The sequence below is a fragment of the Streptomyces mexicanus genome, assembly GCF_902506575.1.
GTDB classification, from domain to species: domain Bacteria; phylum Actinomycetota; class Actinomycetes; order Streptomycetales; family Streptomycetaceae; genus Streptomyces; species Streptomyces mexicanus.
This window is the reverse complement of sequence record NZ_LR732544.1, coordinates 6,806,217-6,825,972: the sequence shown is the minus strand read 5'-3', so window position 1 is coordinate 6,825,972 and position 19,756 is coordinate 6,806,217. Positions and strand designations below refer to the sequence as shown.

At 74.3% G+C, this 19,756-nt stretch carries 21 protein-coding genes; 11 read left to right on the top strand and 10 right to left on the bottom strand.

Annotation, left to right across the window (positions count from 1 at the left end):
- Window positions 1-127: 127 nt before the first annotated feature.
- Window positions 128-1,111 (top strand): PDR/VanB family oxidoreductase, encoded by a 984-nt coding sequence (locus GV126_RS30505; protein ID WP_236570187.1) that lies wholly within the window; start codon window positions 128-130, stop codon window positions 1,109-1,111.
- A 100-nt stretch (window positions 1,112-1,211) separates the two neighbouring features.
- On the opposite strand, the gene GV126_RS30500 is transcribed toward GV126_RS30505, so the two are convergent.
- Window positions 1,212-2,162 (bottom strand): 2-hydroxyacid dehydrogenase, encoded by a 951-nt coding sequence (locus GV126_RS30500; protein WP_159672693.1) that lies wholly within the window; start codon window positions 2,160-2,162, stop codon window positions 1,212-1,214.
- 74 nt (window positions 2,163-2,236) lie between these two features.
- On the opposite strand from GV126_RS30500, the gene GV126_RS30495 reads away from it, so the two are divergent.
- Window positions 2,237-3,556, top strand: coding sequence for an MFS transporter (locus GV126_RS30495; protein ID WP_159672692.1), 1,320 nt, complete (start codon window positions 2,237-2,239; stop codon window positions 3,554-3,556).
- Window positions 3,557-3,758: 202 nt separating this feature from the next.
- Window positions 3,759-4,520, top strand: a complete 762-nt coding sequence (locus tag GV126_RS30490) for an IclR family transcriptional regulator (RefSeq protein WP_236570186.1) — start codon at window positions 3,759-3,761, stop codon at window positions 4,518-4,520.
- Window positions 4,521-4,589: 69 nt separating this feature from the next.
- Here the strand turns inward: GV126_RS30490 and GV126_RS30485 are convergent, their stop codons facing one another.
- The gene (locus tag GV126_RS30485; RefSeq protein WP_028425423.1) at window positions 4,590-5,048 is read right to left on the bottom strand and encodes a GreA/GreB family elongation factor; all 459 of its coding nucleotides are present in this window, start codon (window positions 5,046-5,048) and stop codon (window positions 4,590-4,592) included.
- A gap of 244 nt (window positions 5,049-5,292) precedes the next feature.
- Between GV126_RS30485 and GV126_RS30480 the strand changes: the two genes are divergently transcribed.
- The 3 genes from GV126_RS30480 to GV126_RS30475 all read left to right on the top strand — a co-directional run bounded on the left by GV126_RS30480 (window position 5,293) and on the right by GV126_RS30475 (window position 6,579).
- The gene (locus tag GV126_RS30480) at window positions 5,293-5,673 is read left to right on the top strand and encodes an NUDIX domain-containing protein (protein ID WP_159672690.1); all 381 of its coding nucleotides are present in this window, start codon (window positions 5,293-5,295) and stop codon (window positions 5,671-5,673) included.
- Window positions 5,674-5,836: 163 nt separating this feature from the next.
- Window positions 5,837-5,989, top strand: coding sequence for a hypothetical protein (locus tag GV126_RS35945; RefSeq protein ID WP_185947282.1), 153 nt, complete (start codon window positions 5,837-5,839; stop codon window positions 5,987-5,989).
- 47 nt (window positions 5,990-6,036) lie between these two features.
- On the top strand, window positions 6,037-6,579 hold the full coding sequence (locus GV126_RS30475; RefSeq protein ID WP_159672688.1) for a DoxX family protein: 543 nt from the start codon (window positions 6,037-6,039) through the stop codon (window positions 6,577-6,579).
- 70 nt (window positions 6,580-6,649) lie between these two features.
- Here GV126_RS30475 and GV126_RS35940 read toward each other — a convergent pair whose 3' ends face one another.
- From GV126_RS35940 to GV126_RS30460, 4 genes are all read right to left on the bottom strand, one after another.
- Entirely contained in the window at window positions 6,650-6,817 is a 168-nt protein-coding gene (locus GV126_RS35940) for a hypothetical protein (RefSeq protein WP_201299894.1), read from the bottom strand.
- A 40-nt stretch (window positions 6,818-6,857) separates the two neighbouring features.
- On the bottom strand, window positions 6,858-7,214 hold the full coding sequence (locus GV126_RS30470; RefSeq protein WP_028425420.1) for a PRC-barrel domain-containing protein: 357 nt from the start codon (window positions 7,212-7,214) through the stop codon (window positions 6,858-6,860).
- Between the two features lie 166 nt (window positions 7,215-7,380).
- Window positions 7,381-9,003: an amidohydrolase gene (locus GV126_RS30465; protein WP_159672687.1), complete on the bottom strand. Its 1,623-nt coding sequence runs from the start codon at window positions 9,001-9,003 to the stop codon at window positions 7,381-7,383.
- A 557-nt stretch (window positions 9,004-9,560) separates the two neighbouring features.
- A complete protein-coding gene (locus tag GV126_RS30460; protein ID WP_159672685.1) occupies window positions 9,561-10,217 on the bottom strand; it encodes a TetR/AcrR family transcriptional regulator in 657 nt (218 codons plus the stop codon).
- Between the two features lie 113 nt (window positions 10,218-10,330).
- Here GV126_RS30460 and GV126_RS30455 point away from each other — a divergent pair, with 113 nt between their 5' ends.
- On the top strand, window positions 10,331-11,803 hold the full coding sequence (locus GV126_RS30455; RefSeq protein ID WP_159672684.1) for a purine-cytosine permease family protein: 1,473 nt from the start codon (window positions 10,331-10,333) through the stop codon (window positions 11,801-11,803).
- A gap of 102 nt (window positions 11,804-11,905) precedes the next feature.
- Here GV126_RS30455 and GV126_RS30450 read toward each other — a convergent pair whose 3' ends face one another.
- Entirely contained in the window at window positions 11,906-13,429 is a 1,524-nt protein-coding gene (locus GV126_RS30450; protein ID WP_159672682.1) for a glycosyl hydrolase family 18 protein, read from the bottom strand.
- Between the two features lie 370 nt (window positions 13,430-13,799).
- On the opposite strand from GV126_RS30450, the gene GV126_RS35935 reads away from it, so the two are divergent.
- Window positions 13,800-14,249: a hypothetical protein gene (locus GV126_RS35935; protein ID WP_201299893.1), complete on the top strand. Its 450-nt coding sequence runs from the start codon at window positions 13,800-13,802 to the stop codon at window positions 14,247-14,249.
- 164 nt (window positions 14,250-14,413) lie between these two features.
- Here GV126_RS35935 and GV126_RS30440 read toward each other — a convergent pair whose 3' ends face one another.
- Window positions 14,414-14,857 (bottom strand): MarR family winged helix-turn-helix transcriptional regulator, encoded by a 444-nt coding sequence (locus GV126_RS30440; protein ID WP_159672680.1) that lies wholly within the window; start codon window positions 14,855-14,857, stop codon window positions 14,414-14,416.
- 112 nt (window positions 14,858-14,969) lie between these two features.
- Between GV126_RS30440 and GV126_RS30435 the strand changes: the two genes are divergently transcribed.
- From GV126_RS30435 to GV126_RS30425, 3 genes are all read left to right on the top strand, one after another.
- Window positions 14,970-15,992: an NADP-dependent oxidoreductase gene (locus GV126_RS30435; RefSeq protein ID WP_159672678.1), complete on the top strand. Its 1,023-nt coding sequence runs from the start codon at window positions 14,970-14,972 to the stop codon at window positions 15,990-15,992.
- 122 nt (window positions 15,993-16,114) lie between these two features.
- Window positions 16,115-16,534: an organic hydroperoxide resistance protein gene (locus GV126_RS30430; protein WP_028422273.1), complete on the top strand. Its 420-nt coding sequence runs from the start codon at window positions 16,115-16,117 to the stop codon at window positions 16,532-16,534.
- A gap of 91 nt (window positions 16,535-16,625) precedes the next feature.
- Window positions 16,626-17,471, top strand: a complete 846-nt coding sequence (locus GV126_RS30425) for an EI24 domain-containing protein (protein WP_159672676.1) — start codon at window positions 16,626-16,628, stop codon at window positions 17,469-17,471.
- A 207-nt stretch (window positions 17,472-17,678) separates the two neighbouring features.
- On the opposite strand, the gene GV126_RS30420 is transcribed toward GV126_RS30425, so the two are convergent.
- Both GV126_RS30420 and GV126_RS30415 read right to left on the bottom strand, forming a co-directional pair.
- The gene (locus GV126_RS30420; RefSeq protein WP_159672674.1) at window positions 17,679-18,650 is read right to left on the bottom strand and encodes an aldose epimerase family protein; all 972 of its coding nucleotides are present in this window, start codon (window positions 18,648-18,650) and stop codon (window positions 17,679-17,681) included.
- 15 nt (window positions 18,651-18,665) lie between these two features.
- A complete protein-coding gene (locus GV126_RS30415) occupies window positions 18,666-19,562 on the bottom strand; it encodes an SGNH/GDSL hydrolase family protein (RefSeq protein WP_159672672.1) in 897 nt (298 codons plus the stop codon).
- Between the last annotated feature and the right edge of the window lie 194 nt (window positions 19,563-19,756).

The following is a 19,756-nucleotide window of genomic DNA, read 5'->3' as shown; positions in this document are numbered from 1 at the left end:
CCCCGGGCCCCCCCCCCCGCCCGGCCCCCCCGCCCCCGCCGGCGGCCCCCCCCCCCCGCGCCGGCACCACCGCCGAGCCACCGGCTCCCTCTCCCCGCCCCGGCCCCGACCCGAGGGAAGAAGCACCGTGACCACAGTGATCCCCGCCCGCACGGCGGGCGACCCCGAGGCCGGCCTGGACCTGGTCCTCACGGCCAAGGAGGCCGTCGCCCGGGACGTCGTGCGGCTGACCCTGGCCCGCCCCGACGGCGGCGCGCTGCCCGCCCGGCAGCCCGGCGCCCACATCGACCTCGTCCTGCCGGACGGGACCACGCGGCAGTACTCGTTGTGCGGCGACCGGCAGGAGACGGACACCTACCGGGTCGCCGTGCTGCGCGAACCCGCCGGGCGCGGGGGCTCGGCCTACGTCCACGACCGGCTCGCGCCCGGTGACCCGGTACGGGTGCGCGGCCCGCGCGACAATTTCGTGTTCGCACCCTCGCCCCGCTACCTGTTCCTGGCCGGCGGCATCGGCGTCACCCCGCTGATCCCCATGCTTGCCGAGGCCGAACGGCAGGGCGCGGAATGGGAGTTGGTGTACGGCGGGCGCAGCCTCGACGCCATGGCCTTCCACGCCGAGCTGCGTGCCGCCCACGGCGAGCGGGTCCGCCTGGTGCCGCAGGACACCCACGGGCTGCCCGACCTGGACGCCCTGCGCGGCAGCCCGCGCCCGGACACCCCGGTCTACAGCTGCGGTCCGGAGGGGATGCTGCGGGCGGTGGAGGAACGCTGCGCCGCCTGGCCCCCCGGCGCTCTGCGCACCGAGCGGTTCGCCCCCAAGGAGGTCCAGGACGCGGGCGAGGAGAGGGAGTTCGAGGTCGAGCTGGCCCGCAGCGGCCGTACCGTGACCGTGCCGCCCGGCACGTCCGTGCTGGACGCCGTGGAGCAGGCGGGTGTGCAGGTGCTGTCCTCCTGCCGGGAGGGTACCTGCGGCACGTGTGAGACGACGGTGCTGGCCGGTACGGTGCAGCACCGCGACTCCCTTCTCACCCCCGCCGAACAGGCCGCGCACGACACCATGATGATCTGCGTCTCCCGGGCCGCCTGCCCCCGCCTCGTCCTCGACCTCTGAGCGAACGGCCCACGAACCACCCGCCGGCCGGCCCCGGGCGGAACTCCGAGCGCGCGGCTCGGCCGCGCGGGGGCCTCGCTCGCGCGCGGAACCGTTCCGGTCAGGCGCGCGGGAACGGGTGCAGGAGAGGCCGGCCGGCGGCGAAGCGGCGCACCTGCTCGACGATCAGCCGTTCGGCGCGCGGGCGGAACGCGGCGGAGCCGCCGGCCACGTGCGGGGTGAGGAGGACCCCGGGCGCGTGCCGCAGGGGGTGGTCGGCGGGCAGCGGCTCGGGGTCGGTGACGTCCAGGGCCGCGCGCAGCCGGCCCGCGGAGGTCTCATCGAGCAGGGCGTCGGTGTCGAGCGTGCGGCCCCGGCCGACGTTGACGACGAGCGCGCCGTCGGGCAGCGCGGCCAGTTCCTCGGCCCCGAACAGGCCGACCGTGCCAGGGTTCTCCGGCAGCACGAGCACGACGATGTCGGTGTGCGGGAGCAGCTTCGGCAGCTCGGCCACCGCGTGGACGTCCTGCTCGGGCCGGGCCCGGCGGGCGACGCGGACGACGTGGGCCTCGCAGGCGAGCAGGCGCTGTTCGAGCGCGGCGCCGATGGAGCCGTAGCCGACGATCGTCACCCGGCAGTCGGCGAGGGACCGGGTGAAGTGCGGCTCCCAGCGCCCGGCGGCCTGGTCGGCGACCCACTGCGGCAGGTCGCGCTGCGCGGCGAGGATCAGCCCGAGCGCGTGTTCGGCGGTGGAGGCGTCGTGCAGTCCCCGGCCGTTGTGCAGGGCGACCCCTGCGGGCAGCTGCGGCAGCAGCTTCTCGACCCCGGCGCTGAGGGACTGCACCGCCCGCAGGTTGGGCAGGCGCGGCAGCAGGCGCACGGCGTCGGGCACCGCGTAGGGCATGACCCACAGGCCGATGCGGGCCAGTACGTCCTCGGCGGGCTCGCTCCCCGGGGTCACCCCGTCCCACACGTGCACCCCGACGCCCTCGGGCCAGGGGCCGTGCCGCCGGTCCAGGTCGGGCCAGGGGAGCAGGACGTCGGTTGCGATGTGGTGAACGGCGCTGGTCATCGGGCTCTCCTTCTCGTACCGTGCTTCCCGTCCAGTGAAACACTTTCCATCTCACGGAAAACAGGGGGTCAGGGATGACAGCGACGTCACCTGCCACCGCAACCGCCGGGCCGGAGCACACCGGGTTCTGGAGGTCGGCCCGCGCCCGGTACCTCATGCCGGTCGCGTTCGTCACGTACTCGCTCGCCTATCTCGACAAGTCCAACTACGCGATCGCCTCCGCCGGCGGCATGGCCGACGACCTGCACCTGTCCGCGGGCGCCGACTCCCTGATCGCCGCGTCGTTCTTCCTCGGCTACTTCTTCTTCCAGATCCCCGGCACGATCTACGCCGAGCAGCGCAGCGCCCGCCGGCTGGTGGCCTGGTCCACCGTCGCCTGGGGACTGCTCGCCGTCACCCAGGGCCTGCTGAGCAGCCCCGGCCAGCTCATCGCGGTCCGCTTCGCCCTCGGCGTCGTCGAGGGCGCCGTCCTGCCCTCCATGGTCATGCTGCTGGGCCGCTGGTTCACCCGCGGCGAGCGCGGACGCGCCAACACCCTGCTCATCCTCGGCAACCCGGTCACCGTGATGTGGCTGTCGGCGGTCTCCGGCTGGCTGGTGTCGGTCTCCGACTGGCGCGTGATGTTCGTCGCCGAGGGCGTCCCCTCGATCCTGTGGGGCCTGGCCTGCCTGCGGCTCATCAAGGACCGCCCCGAGCACTCCGGCCGGCTGCCCGAGAGCGAACTCGCCCTGCTGCGTGCCGACCTGGCGGCGGAGAAGGCCGCCGCGCCGCCCGTGACCGGCACCCTGCGCGAACAGTACGGCCGCGTGCTGCGCTCGCCGCGGGTGCTCATCATGGCCGCGCAGTACTTCTTCTGGTCCTTCGGCATGTACGGGTTCGTCTTCTGGCTCCCGGCGATCATCAAGAAGGGCTCCGGCGAGGGCATCGGCGCCACCGGGCTGCTCACCGCGATCCCGTACGCCGTGGCCGCCGTGGCGATGCTGGTCAACTCCCGCCTGTCCGACCGCAGCGGGCGACGGCGGGCGGCCGTGTGGCCCTGGCTGGCCTGCGGCGGTCTCGCGCTGGCCGCCTCCTACGCCGCCGGCGGCCACTTCCCGCTGGCGCTCGCCCTGCTGGTCGTCGCGGGCCTGTGCCTGTACGCCCCCTACGGCCCGTACTTCGCCCTCGTCGGCACGCTCGCCCCGCCCGGGGTCGCCGGTGCCGCGGTGGCGCTGGTCAACTCCTTCGGCGCGCTCGGCTCGTTCGCCGGCACCTACCTGGTCGGCTGGGTGCGCGGGACGGCGCTGGGCGACGCGGGCGCCTTCGGGTTCATGGCGGTGTGCGCCCTGCTCGCGGCCGGGCTGACCCTGGCCGTCCCCGAGCCGACGGCCGCCCGCCCCGGCCCGGTACGGTGATCGTCGGCGCGGCGGCGCCCGTACCCGCACGGACCCCGGCCGCCGCACCCGCACGGCCACGGGCCGCCGCCCCACCGCTGACGCCGGACGAGGCACCCGCACGGCCGCCGGCCGCCGCCGCACCGGTCCGCGGCGGCCGGCGGCCCACCGGGAGGGTCCGCGGCCGCGGCGGCACACCAGGACAGGACGAAAGGCGCACACGGTGACCACTCCATCCGGCGACGACATGCTGGGCCGGGGACTGCGGCTGCTGACCGTGCTGGCCGGGCGCCCCGCCGGCCTCGGCGTCAGCGCCGCCGCCCGTGCCGCCCGGCTGCCCGTCAGCAGCGCGCACCGTCTCCTCGGCCGCCTGGTCGAGGAGCGGTTCGCCACCTACGACGAGGACACCCGGCGCTACGCCCTCGGCTCGCGCGTCCTGGAGCTCTCCCGCGGTTTCCAGCGCTCACCGGCCGGCTACTCCGCCGCCGCGGTGCCGATGCGCCGGCTCGCCGCCCGCACCGGCCTGCCGGTCATCGCGGGCATCCTGCACGGTTCCGACGTGCTGCTCGTGCTCTCCGTGCAGGGCACCCAGCACCTGCAGCTGCGCAGCGCCGAGGGCACCCGCAACCCCTGGCACGCGACCTCGCTCGGCAAGGCGCTGGTCGCCGGGCTGCCGGAGGACGAACGCGAGGCGCTGCTGGCCGGACCGCTCCCGGCGGTCACCCCCCGCACGGTCACCGACCCCGGCCGGCTCCGCGCCGAACTGGCCGAGGTGCGCGCACGCGGCTGGGCCGAGGTCGACGAGGAGAACGAGATCGGGGTGCGCTCCATCGCCGCCGCCCTGCCTCCCGACCCCTCCGGCACCCCGCCCCTGGCCATCTCCCTGGCGGCCACCGTCATCCTCACCGAGGCCGCCCAACTGCGCGCCCACGCCCCCGCGCTGCGGCAGTGCGTGGACGACATCGCCGCGCACCGGGCGCCCTGACGCCTGCCTGACGCTTGTCGTGGCGCGGCGGACGCGACCGGGACGCCCGGGCGGCCGTGCCGGGGCGCATCAGCCCAGCGACAGCACCGTCACCGTCGTGTGTCCGCCCGGCGCCTCGTAGCCCACCAGGTCGCCGACGCGGTGGCCGAGCAGGGCGCGGCCCAGCGGGCTGTCGGTGGTGACCAGCGTCTGGTTCAGCGCCTCGGCGACCTCGCCGAGCTGGAGCGTCTGCACGGTGCCGTCGTCGAACCGCACGGTGGCCGTGGTGCCGATGCCGATCACGTCGGTCGGCGGCGGCCCGGCGTCGGCCGCCTGGCGCAGCCGTACGTCGATGTCGCCGATACGGCGGTCCAGGCGCTGGAGTTGGGCGGCGCGCTGCAACTCGTCGGCCTGGTCGGCGGTGTCTCCCTGGGCGTCGCCGCCCCGCAGGGTCGCGGCCACCGCCTCGCGCTGGGCGCGCAGTTCGGCGAGTTCCCGCTCGAGGGCCCTGCGGGCCTCGGCGCTGATCGGGGCCGGTTCACCGGTCATTCCTGCTCCCGGGACGGATCGGGTGGAACGGCTGGGCGACGATCACGATCACCCAGCGGGCCCCCGCTCGTCAGGATAGTGGCCGGGGCCCGGCTCCACGACCGCGGCGACCGCGCGAAGGCGCCGCGCCTGCCCCCGGCACACCCGTCCGGCGTCAACCGGTGGCCGGAGGGTAGGGAAGCAGGTGCGGACAGCGGACGGTGATCCGCCGGTTCGGCCGGGTGAGCAGAGGGGAAGGTGGCGCATGGAGTCGGAACAGCCTGCCGGGGGCCCGGTGGACGCGGTCGTCGTGTACGACGGGCGCCTGCTGCTGGTGGAGGGGCCCAGCGGCTGGGGACTGCCCTCGGGTGCCCCCGAGTTGGCGGAGTCGGCCGCGGCCGCCGCGGCCCGCCTGGTCTACGAACTCACCGGATACCTCGTCGACGGCTCCACGACCCTGCGGCCCGAGGCGCCGGGCGCGGGAGAGCCGAGGGCAGCGGTGGTGTGCCAGGTGCTGAGCGAGGAACCCTCCGGCGGCGCACGGCTCTCGCCCGGGCAACTGCGCTGGGTACCGCTCGCCGAGGCGGCGGAGCTGCCGCTGCCCACGGCCGTACGGCACTACCTGGAGGGTCACACACCCGTGTGAGGGCCGGCCCTCACACGGCTGGTGGGCCGGTCCGGGCCTCACACGGGGTAGGTCCCGCGCGGCCACCGCCTGTGGCCAGGGCCGCGAGCGGGCGGCGCGGTGCGCGAATCGCGGCGGTCGGTGCCTTGTGGGAGGATGCGGGGAAAGATCCGGGATGCGGGAAATGTCCCCATGTCCCCTGCTCCAGACACGGGACATCTCCCGCATGCGCCGGGCCCGCGCCATCGGGAGGTTTCACATGTCGTCGAAGCGACGCCGCAAGAAGAAGGGCCGCCGCAACCACCCCGCGAACCACGGCAAGCGCCCCCAGTCCTGAGCCCCGGAACCCAGTCCCGAATGCCGACGGAGTGTGAGGACGTCACCATGGCCTGGCTTCACCGCAAGGATCTCGGACTGCTGGCGGTGCGGATCGGCACCGGCGGTGTGCTCTTCGCGCACGGCGCGCAGAAGTTGCTGGGCTGGTTCGGCGGCTCGGGCATCGACGGCACCGCGCAGGCGATGGAGGCCATGGGCTTCCGCCCCGGCAGAGCCAGCGCCGTGGCGGCGGGCCTCGGGGAGGCGGGCGGCGGGCTGCTGCTCGCGCTCGGGGCCGCCACACCCGCCGCGGGAGCCGCGGCCGCGGGTGCCATGGCGGGGGCGGTGGCGGTCCACCGGCCCGGCGGGTTCTTCGCCACCCAGGGCGGCTACGAATACCCCGCCTACCTCGGCTTCGTCGCGGCCACGCTCGGCCTGTCCGGCGCCGGCCGCTACTCCCTGGACCGGCTCACCCGCAACCGCCTGGACAGCCCGGCCATGGTGGTGCTCGCCTTCGCGGCGAGCACCGCGGCCGCGGTCGCGATCGTGGGCCGCCGCGAGCGGACACTGGCGGCCAAGGCGCAGGCCGAGGCGGCGGTCGGCACGCAGTGAGGAGAACGAGGAGAGCACCGAGCGGGGCGGCCCCGGGGCCGCCCCGCTCGTCGTGTGCGGGCGGAGCGTGTCAGCGGAGCGGGTGGCGTCGCCCGCGGCGCAGCCGCACCCCGCCGAGGACCAGGTCGAGGACCAGGACCACGATTCCGGCGATCAGCAGGTAGAACAGGCCGTGCACGACGGCCCCGATGATCCCCAGCACGATCGCCACGATGATCAGAAGCAGGAACAGGGCCATTTTCTTCCCCTGGGGTCGTCCGGTGGGCGTACGTCGGCCTTCAGCGCCGGGCCAGGCGCCGCTCGCCCCCGGAACCGGGGGTGTACTCCAGTTCGTAGTGGGCGAAGACGGCGGGTTCCTCCGCGGCGGCCAGCACACCGTCGGTGTCGATCGACGGGGCCTGCTTGATCACCTTCTTGGTGTGGGCCACCCTCAGGTAGCCCGGGCCGACCGTGGCGCCGGCGAGCGGGACGAACACCAGGCGGCGGCGGGTGGGCATGCCCATCGTGACCGTCGCGAAGCTGGGTTCGTCGGTCGTGGTGTCGACGTAGACGGACTCCAGGGTGCCGATCTTGCTGCCGTCCGTGTCGACGACGTCGTGTCCGCGCCATTCACGGATGTCGCCCGCCTCGAACATCGCTGACCTCCTGTGGAAGGGACTCTTCTCCCGTGTTCCCCGGGACGGCGGACTTCATCGTGAGGCGCGCAGGGTGCGCCCGTACGGATGGCACCCGGGGGACGCCGCCCAAACGGTCACCTGTGCCGCCCCGGCCCGCCTCACGAGCCGGCCGGCACGGCCCTGCTCACAGGCTTCGGTCCCGGTGGGTGGGCCGGCCGCCGACGACGGTGAGCAGCACGGGCAGCTCGGCGAGGTCGGTGTCGGGCACGGTGAGCGGGTCGTCCGCCAGGACGGTCAGATCGGCGCGCCGGCCGACGGCGAGCCGGCCCGCCTCGTGCTCCTCGCCCGCCGCCCAGGCCGCGTTGACGGTGACGGCCTTGAGGGCCTGCAGCGGGGTGAGGGCCTGCTCGATCCCGTGCGGCGGCTGGCTCAGGTCGCGGCTCGGGCGGCGGTGGCGGGCACCGGCCATGACCGCGAGCGGCGGATACGGGGCGATCGGCCAGTCGGAGCCGAGGACGACCCGCGCACCCGCCTGCCACAGGGCGCGGCAGCGCCACGCGCGCGAGGCGCGCTCCTCGCCGAGGCGGCGGGACCAGTTGTCGGTGTGGTCGGCGCGGGTGAACTCGCAGCAGTGCGTGGGCTGCATGGACGCGACGACCCCGAGCCGGGCGAAGCGGTGCACCGTGTCGTCGGGCACGGTCTCGATGTGCTCGACGCGGTGCCGTATCCCCGTCCCGCCCTGGGCGAGCGCCTCCTCCACGGAGTCCAGCACGTGCCGGACGGCCGCGTCGCCGATGGCGTGGGTGGCCGTGGGCACCCCGGCGCGGTGCAGCGCGGCCAGCACGCGGGTGTATTCCTGCGGGTCGGGCCAGAAGGCGTGCGTGGACTCCCCGTGGCAGTCGGGGCGCTCCAGCCAGGCGGTGCCGTTGTCGCTCGTGCCGCCCCTGAACATCTTCACGCCCGCGCCCCGCCAGCGGCGGCCGCCGGTGCCCTGCAGCCGGATCAGTTCCCGCAGCGTGTCCGCGTCCGCGCCGGGCTGGCACCAGGGGGCGACACGGAAGCGCAGCGGCAGGTCGCCTTCGGCCTCCAGCGCCTCGTCCACGGCCAGGCTCCCGCCGTTGGCGTCCATGGCGTGGCCGCCGGTGAGGCCCGCGGCGGCCATGGCGCGCAGCACCGCGGCGGTCCGTTCGCGCACCTCGGCGGCCGTGGGCTGCGGCGCGACCGCCTCCACCAGCGCGCAGGCGGCGGCCTCCAGCAGCAGGCCCGTGGGCCGGCCGTCGGCGTCGCACACGATCTCGGCGGCCTGCTCGAAGCGGCGCGGCCCGTCGATGCCGGCGAGTTCCAGGGCGCGGGCGCTGGCCAGCATGGAATGCGCGTCGAACAGGTCCAGGGCGGCCGGGATGCCGTCGAGGACGTCGCCCAGCGCGGCGGCGGTGACCGGCGCTGCGCCGAAGACGTTGGGGTCCAGGCCCCAGCCGCGCAGCCACGCGCCGGGCGCCAGGGCGCGCGCCTCGCGGGCGAGGGCTTCGCGGACGGCGGGCAGGTCGGTGCAGCCGGACAGGTCCACCCCCGCGGTGCGCTCCGCTCCGGAGACCGGGTGCAGGTGCCCGTCGACGAAGCCGGGGCAGACCACCGCGCCCTTCAGGTCGATCACCGTGGTGGCCGGGCCGGCCAGCGCGCGGGTCTCCCGGTCGTCGCCGAGGTGGGTGATACGGCCGTCGTGCGCGGCGAGCGCGGTGTGCGGCAGCAGGTCGCCGGTGGCCGGATCGAGCAGCCGGGCGGAGAGCAGAACGAGGTCGGCGGGCACGAAAGGGCTCCTTCAGGGCTGGGTCGGCCGCGATGTGCGGGGTGCGTCGCGTCGGGCAGGGGCGGTCGGGTGGGTGGGGGTGTGTGTCGCGTCGGTCAGGCGTCGCTGGAGGTGTGTCCTGCCGGTCGGGGTGTGTTCCGCCGGTGGGGGTGTGTCCTGCCCCGGTGGGGGTGTGTTCCGCCGGTGGGTGTGTGTCCTGCCCCGGTCGGGGTGTGTTCGGCGGGTCGGGGTGTGTTCCGCCAGTCGGTGTGTGGTGTGTGTTTGGCGGGTCGGTGGGTGTTTGGCGGGTCGGTGTGCGTTCCGTCGGTCAGGGTGCGCCCCGCAGCACACGGCGTGTGATGCCGCTCGACGTATGCCGCGTCGGACGGCCGAGGTGTCGCGGGCGAGTGGGGCCCGGGCCCCACGGCGCCGAGCAGGCGCCGGTGCCGGTGCTCAGGCGGACGGGCACCCACCTGTGGCCACCTGGACGAGGACGGGCACCCACGTGTGTCCACCTGGACGAGGACGGGCACCCACGTGTGTCCACCTGGACACAGGTGGACAGGGGCGGGTCCGGGTCACCCGGGCGCCGGGTCCCGGCCGTCCAGGTGGGCGAGCAGCGTGCCGTGCGCCAGGCCCAGCTCGCGTTCCGCGGTGGTGACGGCCATGTGGGTGATCACCGGCGAACGGGCGCCGCGAACGGTGTTGGCGTGGGCGCCCAGGCCGTCCAGGACGACGAGGATCTGGACGGCCGCCAGCAGCGGGTCGGGGGTGTGGAACACCCCCGCCTCCACTCCGTCGCGCAGGAGCCCGCTGAGCCGCTCGCGCCACAGCGCCTCCTGGTGGCCGACGCGGTCGCGCAGCGCGGGGCGGTAGCGGCTCAGGTGCCGGGCGTTGAGCCACAGCCTGCTCATGCCGTCGTAGCTCTCCCCGACGGTCAGCGAGAAGAAGCGCGCCAGGTGCTCGACCGGGCCGCCCGTCGGGCGCTCGCGGGGGATCAGGTCGTCCAGTTCGGCCGTCGCGGCGACGCCGAAGGCCTCCGCGACGAGGTCCTCGGCGACCGGGAAGTAGTGGCTGATCAGGCCGGGCCGGACGGCCAGTTCCTCGGCCACCCGGCGCACGGTGATGCACTCCAGACCCTCGGTCAGGGCGATCGCGGCCGCGGCGGACAGGATCTCGCTGCGGCGCTCCTCGGGGGATTTGCGCACTCGTTTCGTCTGAACGCTTGACGCCATGCCCCGCACGCTATTGGATGTGCGACCAATAATCAATTGGACGCACGACCAATAGGCGTGCCCACGCCGGGAGTGCGGCTCGCGCTCCAGGGCTTGCCGGTTCGGAGGACCCCATGACAGCCACGGTTCCAGATCCCCAGGCGCCCTCGTCCGGACAGGCCCGCGCCGGCGACCGGACCGGCGGTGTGGAGGCGCACGGCATCGACGTCATCCCCGACGGCGAGCGCCACGGCCGGCCGCGGGACCTGTTCGCGGTGTGGGCAGCGCCCAACGTCAGCTACCTGAGCCTGGTCGTCGGCGGCGCGCTGATCCTCATGGGCCTGACCCTGGTCCAGGCGCTCGCCGTGATCGTCGTGGGCAACCTGCTCTGGGCGCTCGTCGGGCTGGTCGCGATCAGCGGGCCCGCGGCCGGCACGCCCGGCGAGGTCATCACGCGGGCCATGTACGGCATCCGCGGCAACCGGGTGAGCCTCGCGGTCATCGGCTGGTTCGCCTCCGTCTGCTACCTGGCCCTGAGCTGGGCCGCCGGTTCGCTGGCCGCCTTCGCCCTGGTCGAGAAGGCCGGAGTGCGCCCGAACACGGCCCTCAAGGTGGTGATCATCATCGCCGTCGCCGCCGTGACCCTCGCCATCAGCGTCTACGGGCACGGGGCCATCGTGCGGCTCTCCCTGCCGTTCACCGTGCTGCTCGTCGCCGTCTTCGCGGTCCTGGCCGTCTATGTGTTCGGCCACGCCGACTGGCACTACCAACCCCGGCAGCCGCTGCACGGCGGGGCGCTGCCGGCCGCGCTGGCCGGCGGACTCGGGCTCGTCGCCTCCGCGCCGCTGTCCTACAGCAACAGCGCCGACTTCGCCCGCTACCTCCCGCGCGAGACCAGCGCCAAGGCCATCGCGGGATGGACCGCGCTCGGCGCCTATGTCCCCAGCGTCCTGTTCACCGCGCTCGGCGCGCTCGCCGGGACCGCGCTGGACATGAGCGACCCGCAGAGCGCCCTGCTGGCCATCGTCCCGTCCTGGTTCGAGCCGGCCTTCCTGCTCGCCGTCGTGCTGTCCGCCGTCGCCAACAACGCCATGACCGCCTACAGCTCCGGCCTGTGCCTGCAGGCCGTCGGGGTGCGCATCCGCCGCTCGCGCAGCGTCGCCCTCGACGGCGCCCTCGGGATCGCGCTCACCCTGTACGCCCTGCTGGTCTCCGACTTCCTGGACACGGTCGACAGCGTGCTGCAGCTCATGGTCACCCTGATGGGCCCCAGCATGGCGATCTACGCCGCCGACGTGCTGTGGCGGCGCAACCGCTACGACGGACACCAGCTGAGCGACGAGAGCCCCGGCGGTCCGTTCTGGTCCCCCGGCGGGGTCACCCCCGCCGGGGCCGCCGCCCTCGTCATCGGCGCCGTGGCGGCGCTCCTGTGTGTCGACACCGCGCTCTACGCCGGCCCCGTGGCCCGGGCCCTGCACGGCACCGACCTCTCCCTGCCCGTCGGCATGGTCCTGGCGGCCGGCGTCTACCTCGCCCTGGCGCGCGGCCGGGGCAGCGTCCGGACGGACGGCGGTCCGCTGAACTCCTCGGCCGCACAAGCGGGTTGACCGCACACGCGGGCGAGTGGTCCGGATCGGCGCCGTACCGGCGAGGATCCGGACCACTCCAGGGGGTGAGCGGCCCTCAGGACCGGGGGAGCGGGACCCGCCTCAGCAGGGGCCGAGGTCCTGCCACACGCCCCACTCTCCCGTCGTGCCGGGCTCCTCGCCCGTCGTCCACCACTTGGCCTTCCAGGTGTGACCGTTGTGCGAGACCTGCTGGCCGCCGGTGTACACCGCGTCCTTGGCCCACGGGGCGGCCGTGCACTGGTGGCCGCTGCCGCCGGTGACCGTCAGCGCGTACGTCGCCGCGTGGCTGCCGGCGGTGCCGGTGCCGGTGACGGTGATCCGGTACGTGCCCGAGGCGGTGGCCGAGGCGGTGGCCAGGGTGAGTGTCGCGGAGCCGCCGGCCGTCACCGAGGACGGGCTGAGGGAGGCGGTGACACCCGCCGGGGCCCCGCTGACCGACAGCTTCACCTGCTGGGCCTGACCGGCCGTCACCGCCGTCTTCACGGTGGTGGTCGTCGACTGGCCGGCGGTCACCGAGCCGGAGGCCGGGGCGAGCGACACGGAGAAGTCGTTGGCCGGGGCGGTGCTGCCCCCGGTGAACGGTGCGAAGACGTGTGTGAAGTCCCAGGTGTTCTGCTGGATGCCGGAGCAGTTGTCGGCGGCGGCGCCGCCCGCGCAGCTGCCGTTGTCCCGCTGCAGCGCCCAGAAGGACAGGGTGTTGATGCCCTGGGAGACCGCCCAGTCGTACACGGTCCGGGCGTTGGCCAGGCTGAAGGTCTCGGCCGGGCCGAAGTCGTCGACGCCGATCATCTCGGTGACGCCGACCATGCCCCACAGCTGCGCCGAGGTCTTGCCCGGGTACAGCTGGGCCAGGGTGTCGTGCAGGCCCTGGGCGGCGGTCTGGGTGTCCTTGGCCATGTCATGGGCCTGGTTGTCGTAGTAGTCGAACGTCATGAGGTTCACGACGTCGACCCGTGCGCCGTTGCTCACCGCGTTGCGCAGCAGGGCCACGCCGTTGTCCGCGAGCCCGTGGGTGGTCGTCGGCAGGGTGTAGGAGATCTGGACCGTGCGGCCGTTGGCCGCCGCCCAGTCCTGGACCAGCTTGATGGCCTTGTTGCGGCGGTCGATCCCGGCGGTGTTGTCCAGGGAGTCGACCTCGACGTCCATGTCCAGCCGCGAGATGTCGTAGGTGGTGATGACCTTCTCGTAGGCGGCGGCGATCTGCTGGACGTCGGTGCAGCTGTCGGCGATCTCGGTGCCGGTGGTGTCGGCGGTGTAGCCGCCGAACGACGGGATGACGTCGCCGCCGCCCGCCTGGATCGTCTTGATGTCGGTACCGAAGCTGGAGGCGGCGACCGGCATGCTCGTGTCGCCGCCCCAGTACGGCGTGCAGGAGCCCTTGGACGCCGTCTGCAGGAACGCCATCGTCAGATGCTTGGCGCCGGACTGCGCGGCCAGGGCGGCGGGGCTCTCGCCGGTCCGGGCCTCGAAGTAGGGGGCGAAGACACGGTTCGGCAGCGGGGTGGCCGCCTGGGCCGCGCCGGTGCCCGTCAGCGCGAGGGCCACCGACGCCGCGGCGGTGGCGGCTGCGGTGAGGGCCGCGCGGAAGGAACGCATGCGTCTCATGTCAGTCCCGGTGTGAGGAGTGGGGGGTCGCGAATTCCCGTGCGTCAGCGAGGTGTTGATGCGTATGGGATAGCGCCCGCACACCGGGCGGGTCAATGGTCTGGACCAGAATGGGACTAGACCAATCGGCCGCGGCGCAGGATCACCCGCCTGGACAGCGGCCGCAGCGGCGCGGTGGACCACACACCGCCGGAGGCGCGGGCGCGCGCAGCGGCGCGCGAGCGGGCGGGGCGCGGCGGGCGACGGGCCGGCGGACGCGGCCGGCAGTCGTCGCGACCGCAAGGCCGCGGCCCACCGCAGGCGCCGGCGCCGTGCCCTGCTGATCGGGGCGGGCTTCGTCCTGGCGGCGGGCGGCCTGAGCCTGTCCGAGGTGGGTGTCGACGCGCCCCGCCTGCCGTCCTTCTCCGGCCCCGGCCCGGCCGCGGCGGGCGACGACGCGGCGGACGGCTCCACGGCGGACCCGGACGCCGCCGAGGCGGCCCGCTCGCCCGGACAGGTCCCCGGAATCACCGCGACGGCGCGCGCGGCGGCCGCCTCGACGTCCGCGTCCCCGTCCGCCTCCCGGGCGGGCGACCCGCCGCGTCCCGGGGCGAGCGGATCGGGCGCCCCGTCGCCGACGGACCGCTGGGCGGGCGCCGGAGCGGGCCGGGGCGCGGGCGCGGTGACGAGCGGGGGCGGTGGCCCGTCCGCCGGTACGACCCCGGCGGCCCCGGACCCGGGCCCCACGGCCGGACCGTCCTCGGCACCGGGGTCCCCGGCCCCGGCCCCGAGTCCGACGAAGACCCAGGAGTGCCGGCGCGTCCTGTGGTGGTGCAGCTGAAGGGGGTCCCGGCCGCCGGTCGGCCGGCCACGACCGGCGTGCCCGGTCCGGGGCGGGCGGCCGGGTCCGGCCTGATCGACGCGGCGGCCGCGTGCGGGGCTGTGGGGTCCGGTCCGGCCTGATCGAGGAGGCCCCCTCGACCGGCCGCCGGCGCCGCGGGCCGCTCAGGCGGCGTCGCCCAGCATCCGCCGGAGCAAATCGCGCAAAGCCAGCCGCTCGTCCTCGCTGAGCCCGGCCAGCGGCTCGCGGGCGAACCGCAGGCCCTCGCGCAGCTCCCGCGCGACCCGGCGCCCCTCCTCGGTCGCCGCCGCCAGCTTCACCCGCCGGTCGGCCGGATCGGGCCGCCGCTCGACCAGGCCGCGCACCTCCAGCCGGTCCACGATCCCCGTCACGTTCGACGGCTCGCACTTGAGCTTCTGCGCGAGCTTGCGCATCGGCAGCGGCTCCAGGGACAGCAGGCTCAGCAGCCGCGCCTGCGCGCCGGTCAGCGCGTGCTCCCCGGCGGCGTCCTCGTAGTCCTCGTAGAAGCGGGCCACGACGTCACCGATCAGCTCGACGACCTCCATGGTCAGCGCATCGGGGCGGCGGGTCTTCGGTGGTGTGGCCATGGTGTCCAGGGTACCCGTTTGCTTGACAGCCTGAAATATTCAGGCGCATGGTTGTTTCAGGTACTGAAGTTTATGGGCTCCCTCCCAGCCCCCACCGAGGAAAGGCGCCACCATGTCCGACACCCCCGCACTTCCCGCCGTCAGCCGTGAATGGCACCTGCTCAGCCGGCCGGTCGGCTGGCCCGCGCCCGAGAACTTCGCCCTGGTCGAGGCCCCGCTCCCGGAGCCGGGCGAGGGACAGGTCCTCGTACGGAACGAGTACCTCTCCGTGGACCCGTACATGCGCGGCAGGATGAGCGCGGCCAAGTCGTACGTGGCGCCCTACGAGCTGAACCGGCCGATGCAGGGCGGCGCGGTCGGCGAGGTCGTCGCCTCGCGCGCGGTGGGCATCTCCGTCGGCGACCACGTCCTGCACTTCGGCGGCTGGCGCGAGTACGCCGCCGTGGACGCCCGGCACGCGGTCACGGTCGACCCGGAGGCCGCCCCCCTGTCGACGTACCTCGGCGTCCTCGGCATGACCGGTCTGACCGCCTACGCGGGCCTGTTGCGCACCGCCTCCTTCAAGGAGGGCGACATCGTCTTCGTCTCGGGCGCGGCCGGCGCCGTCGGCAGCCAGGTCGGGCAGCTCGCGAAGCTGAAGGGCGCCTCCCGGGTCATCGGCTCGGCCGGGTCCGACGAGAAGGTCAAGCTGCTCCTGGAGGAGTACGGCTTCGACGCCGCCTTCAACTACAAGGAGGGCCCCGTGAGCGAGCAGCTGCGCGCCGCCGCTCCCGACGGCATCGACGTCTACTTCGACAACGTCGGCGGCGACCACCTGGAGGCCGCGATCGGCTCCCTCAACAGGGGCGGCCGGATCGCGATCTGCGGCATGATCTCGGTCTACAACAACACCGAGCCCGCCCCCGGTCCGCGCAACCTCGCCCGCCTCATCCAGACCCGCGGCCGGATCGAGGGCTTCCTCGTCGGTGACCACTACGACCTGCAGCCGCAGTTCGTGCGCGAGGTCGGCCCGTGGGTGCGCTCGGGCGAGCTGAAGTACCGGGAGACCGTCGTCGAGGGCGTCGAGCACACCCTGGACGCCTTCCTCGGCGTGCTGCGCGGGGAGAACACCGGAAAGATGATCGTCAAGCTCTGACCGCGCCCGCTGCCCGCCCACGCCGGTCCGCCTTCCCGGAGATTCCGGGATGCGGTAAATTCTTTCCGAAATCGTCGTGATCGTGGGCGCGAGTCGCGGCGGACCTAGGAGGAACACACCCCATGCCCATCCAGCAGTCCGACGTCCTGTACACCGCCGTCGCCACCGCCGAAGGCGGCCGCGACGGCCGGGTCGCCACCGACGACGGCAAGATCGACGTCGTCGTGAACCCGCCCAAGGAGATGGGCGGCAGCGGCGCCGGCACCAACCCCGAGCAGCTGTTCGCCGCCGGGTACAGCGCCTGCTTCCAGGGCGCCCTCGGCGTCGTCGCCCGCCAGGAGGGCGCCGACATCTCCGGCTCGACCGTCACCGCGAAGGTCGGCATCGGCAAGAACGAGGACGGCTTCGGGATCATCGTCGAGATCTCGGCCGACATCCCGAACGTGGACGCCGCCACCGCCAGGAGCCTGGTGGAGAAGGCCCACCAGGTGTGCCCGTACTCCAAGGCGACCCGGGGCAACATCACGGTCACCCTCGCCTGAGCGAACCGCGCGATCGGGGGACCCCGCAGGGCCCGCACCCGCCGAGGGTGCGGGCCCTCGGCGTGAGGTCGCCCTCGCTACAGTGGGGCCCATGCGTGATCTCGGGGTGGGTTTCCGCTGTCTGCTGCAGGGACAGCGCTGGATGGCCCGGCACGGCCGGGCGTACGGCTTCGGACTGCTGCCCGGCCTGATCACGCTGGTGCTGTACGCGGCGGCGCTCGTCGCCCTCGCCCTGTGGGGCGAGGACCTCGTCGGCTGGGCCACCCCGTTCGCCGACGGCTGGCCGAGCCCCTGGCTCGGTCTGTTCCGCGGCCTGCTCACCGCGGTGCTCTTCGCCCTGGGACTGCTGCTGGCGGTGGTCAGCTTCACCGCGGTCACCCTGCTGATCGGCCAGCCGTTCTACGAGAACCTCTCCGAGCAGGTCGACCGGGACGTCTCCCCGGACGGCACGGCGCCCGAGTCCGCCCTGCCCCTGTGGCGGGAGCTGTGGGTCTCCGGCTGCGACGGGCTGCGGATCGTCGTGCGGGCCGCCGTGTGGGGGGTGCTGCTGTTCGCGGCGGGCTTCCTGCCCTTCGTCGGCCAGACCGTGGTGCCGGTGATCGGCTTCTTCGTCACCGGGTTCTTCCTCACCGAGGAGCTGACCGCCGTCGCCCTGCAGCGCCGGGGCGTCGCACTGCGCGACCGCCTCGCCCTGCTGCGCTCCCGCAAGACGCTGGTGTGGGGCTTCGGCACCCCGCTGGGGCTGGCCTTCCTGGTGCCGTTCGTGGCGGTGTTCCTCATGCCGGGCGCGGTCGCGGGCGCCACCCTGCTCGCCCGCGAGCTGCTGGGCGAGCAGGAGCGGGCCGCGGACGCGGAAGCCGCGGGCAGCTGTGAAGGGTTTGTACGAAATCGCGCCGGGGCGTTCGATCCGGGGCCTGTCGGCGGCCTCGGCGATTAACGTCTGATCCGGGACGAGTCGCCCCACGAACAGCCCCGGCCCGGGACCTGACCCCTGGACCGGGGCTCGTGGCGTCCGGGCCCGGGCGCGCGGCCTGAGGTTGGGGCGCACGGGCGTCCGCAACAAAGCACATGGACGTCCGGACCGGGGCGCATGGACGTCCGGACCGGGGGCGCGCGGGGCGCATGGACCGCCGGGCGGCCGGAGCTACCGCACCGCGAACCCGTACACCGTCTCCGAGCGGTAGACCTGACCCGGCCTCAGCTCGGTGCTCGGGAACCGCGGACGGTTCGGGGAGTCCGGGAAGTGCTGGGTCTCCAGGGCGACGCCGGCGCCGGGGGAGAACGGGGCGGTGATGTGGTCCGCGGTGTACAGCTGCAGACCCGGCTCGGTCGTCGCCACCGTCAGCAGGCGCCCGGAGACCGGGTCGTGGAGTTCGGCGACCTGCTCGGCGGCCTCGCTCACGCCCTTGTCGAGGACGAAGTTGTGGTCGTAGCCCGCGCCGACCGGGCGGGAGCTGCGGAAGTCGAAACGGGTGCCGGAGACCTCCGCGAGGTCGCCCGTGGGGATCAGGTCCCCGTCGACCGGGGTGTAGCGGGAGGCGGCCAGGCGCAGCGTGTGGCCGGTGGCGTCGCCCGAGCCGGCGAGGTTCCAGTACGTGTGGTTGGTCAGGTTCACCACCGTCGGGGCGTCGGTGACGGCCTCGTAGGCGATGCGCAGCGCGCCGGACTCCTCGAGCGTGTACCGCGCCGTGACCTCCAGCCTGCCGGGAAAGCCCTCCTCGCCGTGCGGGCTGACCCGGCTCAGGCGCAGCCCGTGCTCGATCGGGGTGACCTCCCACACCCGCTTGTCGAAGCCGCGCTCGCCGCCGTGCAGCGCGTTGGGGCCGTCGTTGCGCGCGAGCGTGTACGTCCGCCCGTCCAGGGGGAAGCGGCCGCCGGCGATCCGGTTGGCGTACCGGCCGACCAGCGCGCCGAGGTACGGCTCGGGGTGGGCGAGGTAGCCGTCGAGGTCGTCGAAGCCCAGCACCACGTTCGCCGAGCGCCCGGCACGGTCGGGTGTCTCGACGGACTGCACGATCCCGCCGTACGACAGCACCCGCACCCGCACCCCGGCCCGCTGCAGCGTCCAGCGGTGGACCGCAGTGCCGTCGGCCAGCGTGCCGAAGAGTTCACTCATGCGGCACACCCTAGGTCACGGCTTCTTCGCGGTGACGACGCGGTAGGCGATCTCCGCCAGCTTGGCCTGCCCGTCGCGGCTGGGATGGAACCAGTCCCAGCGGCTGAGCTGCCCGGTGCCGAACCGGTAGTCGTAGACGGCGTTGCCGTCGAAGCGGCAGCGGAGGTCCTTCGCGCAGACCTCCTTCAGCACCTTGTTGTACGCCACCACCCGGTCCTGCACCGTCTGGCGGCGCTGGCCGGCCGCCGCGTCCAGCGCGTCGGCGTCGCCCAGCATCGACGGGCAGATGCCCAGCTTCCAGATCTGCTTGCCCAGCGGGTTGGTCCGCCCCTGGGACCACAGCCGCTTCAGGTTCGGCACGCTGGCGACGTACACCTCCGCCGCCGGCAGCTCGCGGCGCAGGGTGTCCATGGCGTCCTGGAACTGGCTGCGGAAGTCGGCGACGGACGTCATCTGCGCGGTGGAGTCCCGGCAGGCGTCGTTGGCCCCCACCATCACCGCGACCAGCTCCGGCTTGTGCACGGCCGCTCGGGTGATCTGCCCCTTCAGGTCACTCATCCGGGCGCCGGTCACCGCGTGGTTCCAGCTGCGCCGGGTCACCTCGGACGCCCCCAGCAGCCGCATGGCCAGACTGTCGACGGAGGCGTCGGTGCCGGTCGCCCAGGACGACTGCGGGCAGTCCGAGAGCACCGTGCAGGTGTCGAAGCCCCGGGTGATGGAGTCGCCGACCGCGGCCACCGAGTCCGGGCTGGTGTCCCAGGCCGGAGCGGCGGCGGAGGGCCGGTCGCCTCTCGCCCCGGAGTCCTGCCGGCCGGAGGCGGTATGACCGGCCGCGTCGCAGCCGGCGGCGGCCAGCACGGCCACCGCGACGGCGGCGTGGGCGGCCCGCAGGCGGTGCCTTGGCTTCCGCATCCCTGATTCCCCTCGGTCGTCGGCGGGGTGACCCTCCCCTCCATGAGAACGCCTGGGAGTTCCCGCCCCCACCCGAGGTGAGGGCACGGACCCGTACAAGCGTCCCCCCGGGTGAATCGGCAGGGCCTTCCCGGTACCGGGACCGACGGTACGTCACACTCCTTGGTCCTTCGCACGGTAGCCTCGCCCTCAGC

Excerpts from the sequence above, each read along its gene's own strand:
- GV126_RS30500 (WP_159672693.1), bottom strand. The coding sequence starts at position 2,162 with ATGACCAGCGCCGTTCACCACATCGCAACCGACGTCCTGCTCCCCTGG.
- GV126_RS30495 (WP_159672692.1), top strand. The coding sequence starts at position 2,237 with ATGACAGCGACGTCACCTGCCACCGCAACCGCCGGGCCGGAGCACACC.
- GV126_RS30485 (WP_028425423.1), bottom strand. The coding sequence starts at position 5,048 with ATGACCGGTGAACCGGCCCCGATCAGCGCCGAGGCCCGCAGGGCCCTC.
- GV126_RS30480 (WP_159672690.1), top strand. The coding sequence starts at position 5,293 with ATGGAGTCGGAACAGCCTGCCGGGGGCCCGGTGGACGCGGTCGTCGTG.
- GV126_RS35945 (WP_185947282.1), top strand. The coding sequence starts at position 5,837 with ATGTCCCCATGTCCCCTGCTCCAGACACGGGACATCTCCCGCATGCGC.
- GV126_RS30475 (WP_159672688.1), top strand. The coding sequence starts at position 6,037 with ATGGCCTGGCTTCACCGCAAGGATCTCGGACTGCTGGCGGTGCGGATC.
- GV126_RS35940 (WP_201299894.1), bottom strand. The coding sequence starts at position 6,817 with ATGGCCCTGTTCCTGCTTCTGATCATCGTGGCGATCGTGCTGGGGATC.
- GV126_RS30470 (WP_028425420.1), bottom strand. The coding sequence starts at position 7,214 with ATGTTCGAGGCGGGCGACATCCGTGAATGGCGCGGACACGACGTCGTC.
- GV126_RS30460 (WP_159672685.1), bottom strand. The coding sequence starts at position 10,217 with ATGGCGTCAAGCGTTCAGACGAAACGAGTGCGCAAATCCCCCGAGGAG.
- GV126_RS30455 (WP_159672684.1), top strand. The coding sequence starts at position 10,331 with ATGACAGCCACGGTTCCAGATCCCCAGGCGCCCTCGTCCGGACAGGCC.
- GV126_RS30450 (WP_159672682.1), bottom strand. The coding sequence starts at position 13,429 with ATGAGACGCATGCGTTCCTTCCGCGCGGCCCTCACCGCAGCCGCCACC.
- GV126_RS30440 (WP_159672680.1), bottom strand. The coding sequence starts at position 14,857 with ATGGCCACACCACCGAAGACCCGCCGCCCCGATGCGCTGACCATGGAG.
- GV126_RS30435 (WP_159672678.1), top strand. The coding sequence starts at position 14,970 with ATGTCCGACACCCCCGCACTTCCCGCCGTCAGCCGTGAATGGCACCTG.
- GV126_RS30430 (WP_028422273.1), top strand. The coding sequence starts at position 16,115 with ATGCCCATCCAGCAGTCCGACGTCCTGTACACCGCCGTCGCCACCGCC.
- GV126_RS30425 (WP_159672676.1), top strand. The coding sequence starts at position 16,626 with ATGCGTGATCTCGGGGTGGGTTTCCGCTGTCTGCTGCAGGGACAGCGC.
- GV126_RS30420 (WP_159672674.1), bottom strand. The coding sequence starts at position 18,650 with ATGAGTGAACTCTTCGGCACGCTGGCCGACGGCACTGCGGTCCACCGC.
- GV126_RS30415 (WP_159672672.1), bottom strand. The coding sequence starts at position 19,562 with ATGCGGAAGCCAAGGCACCGCCTGCGGGCCGCCCACGCCGCCGTCGCG.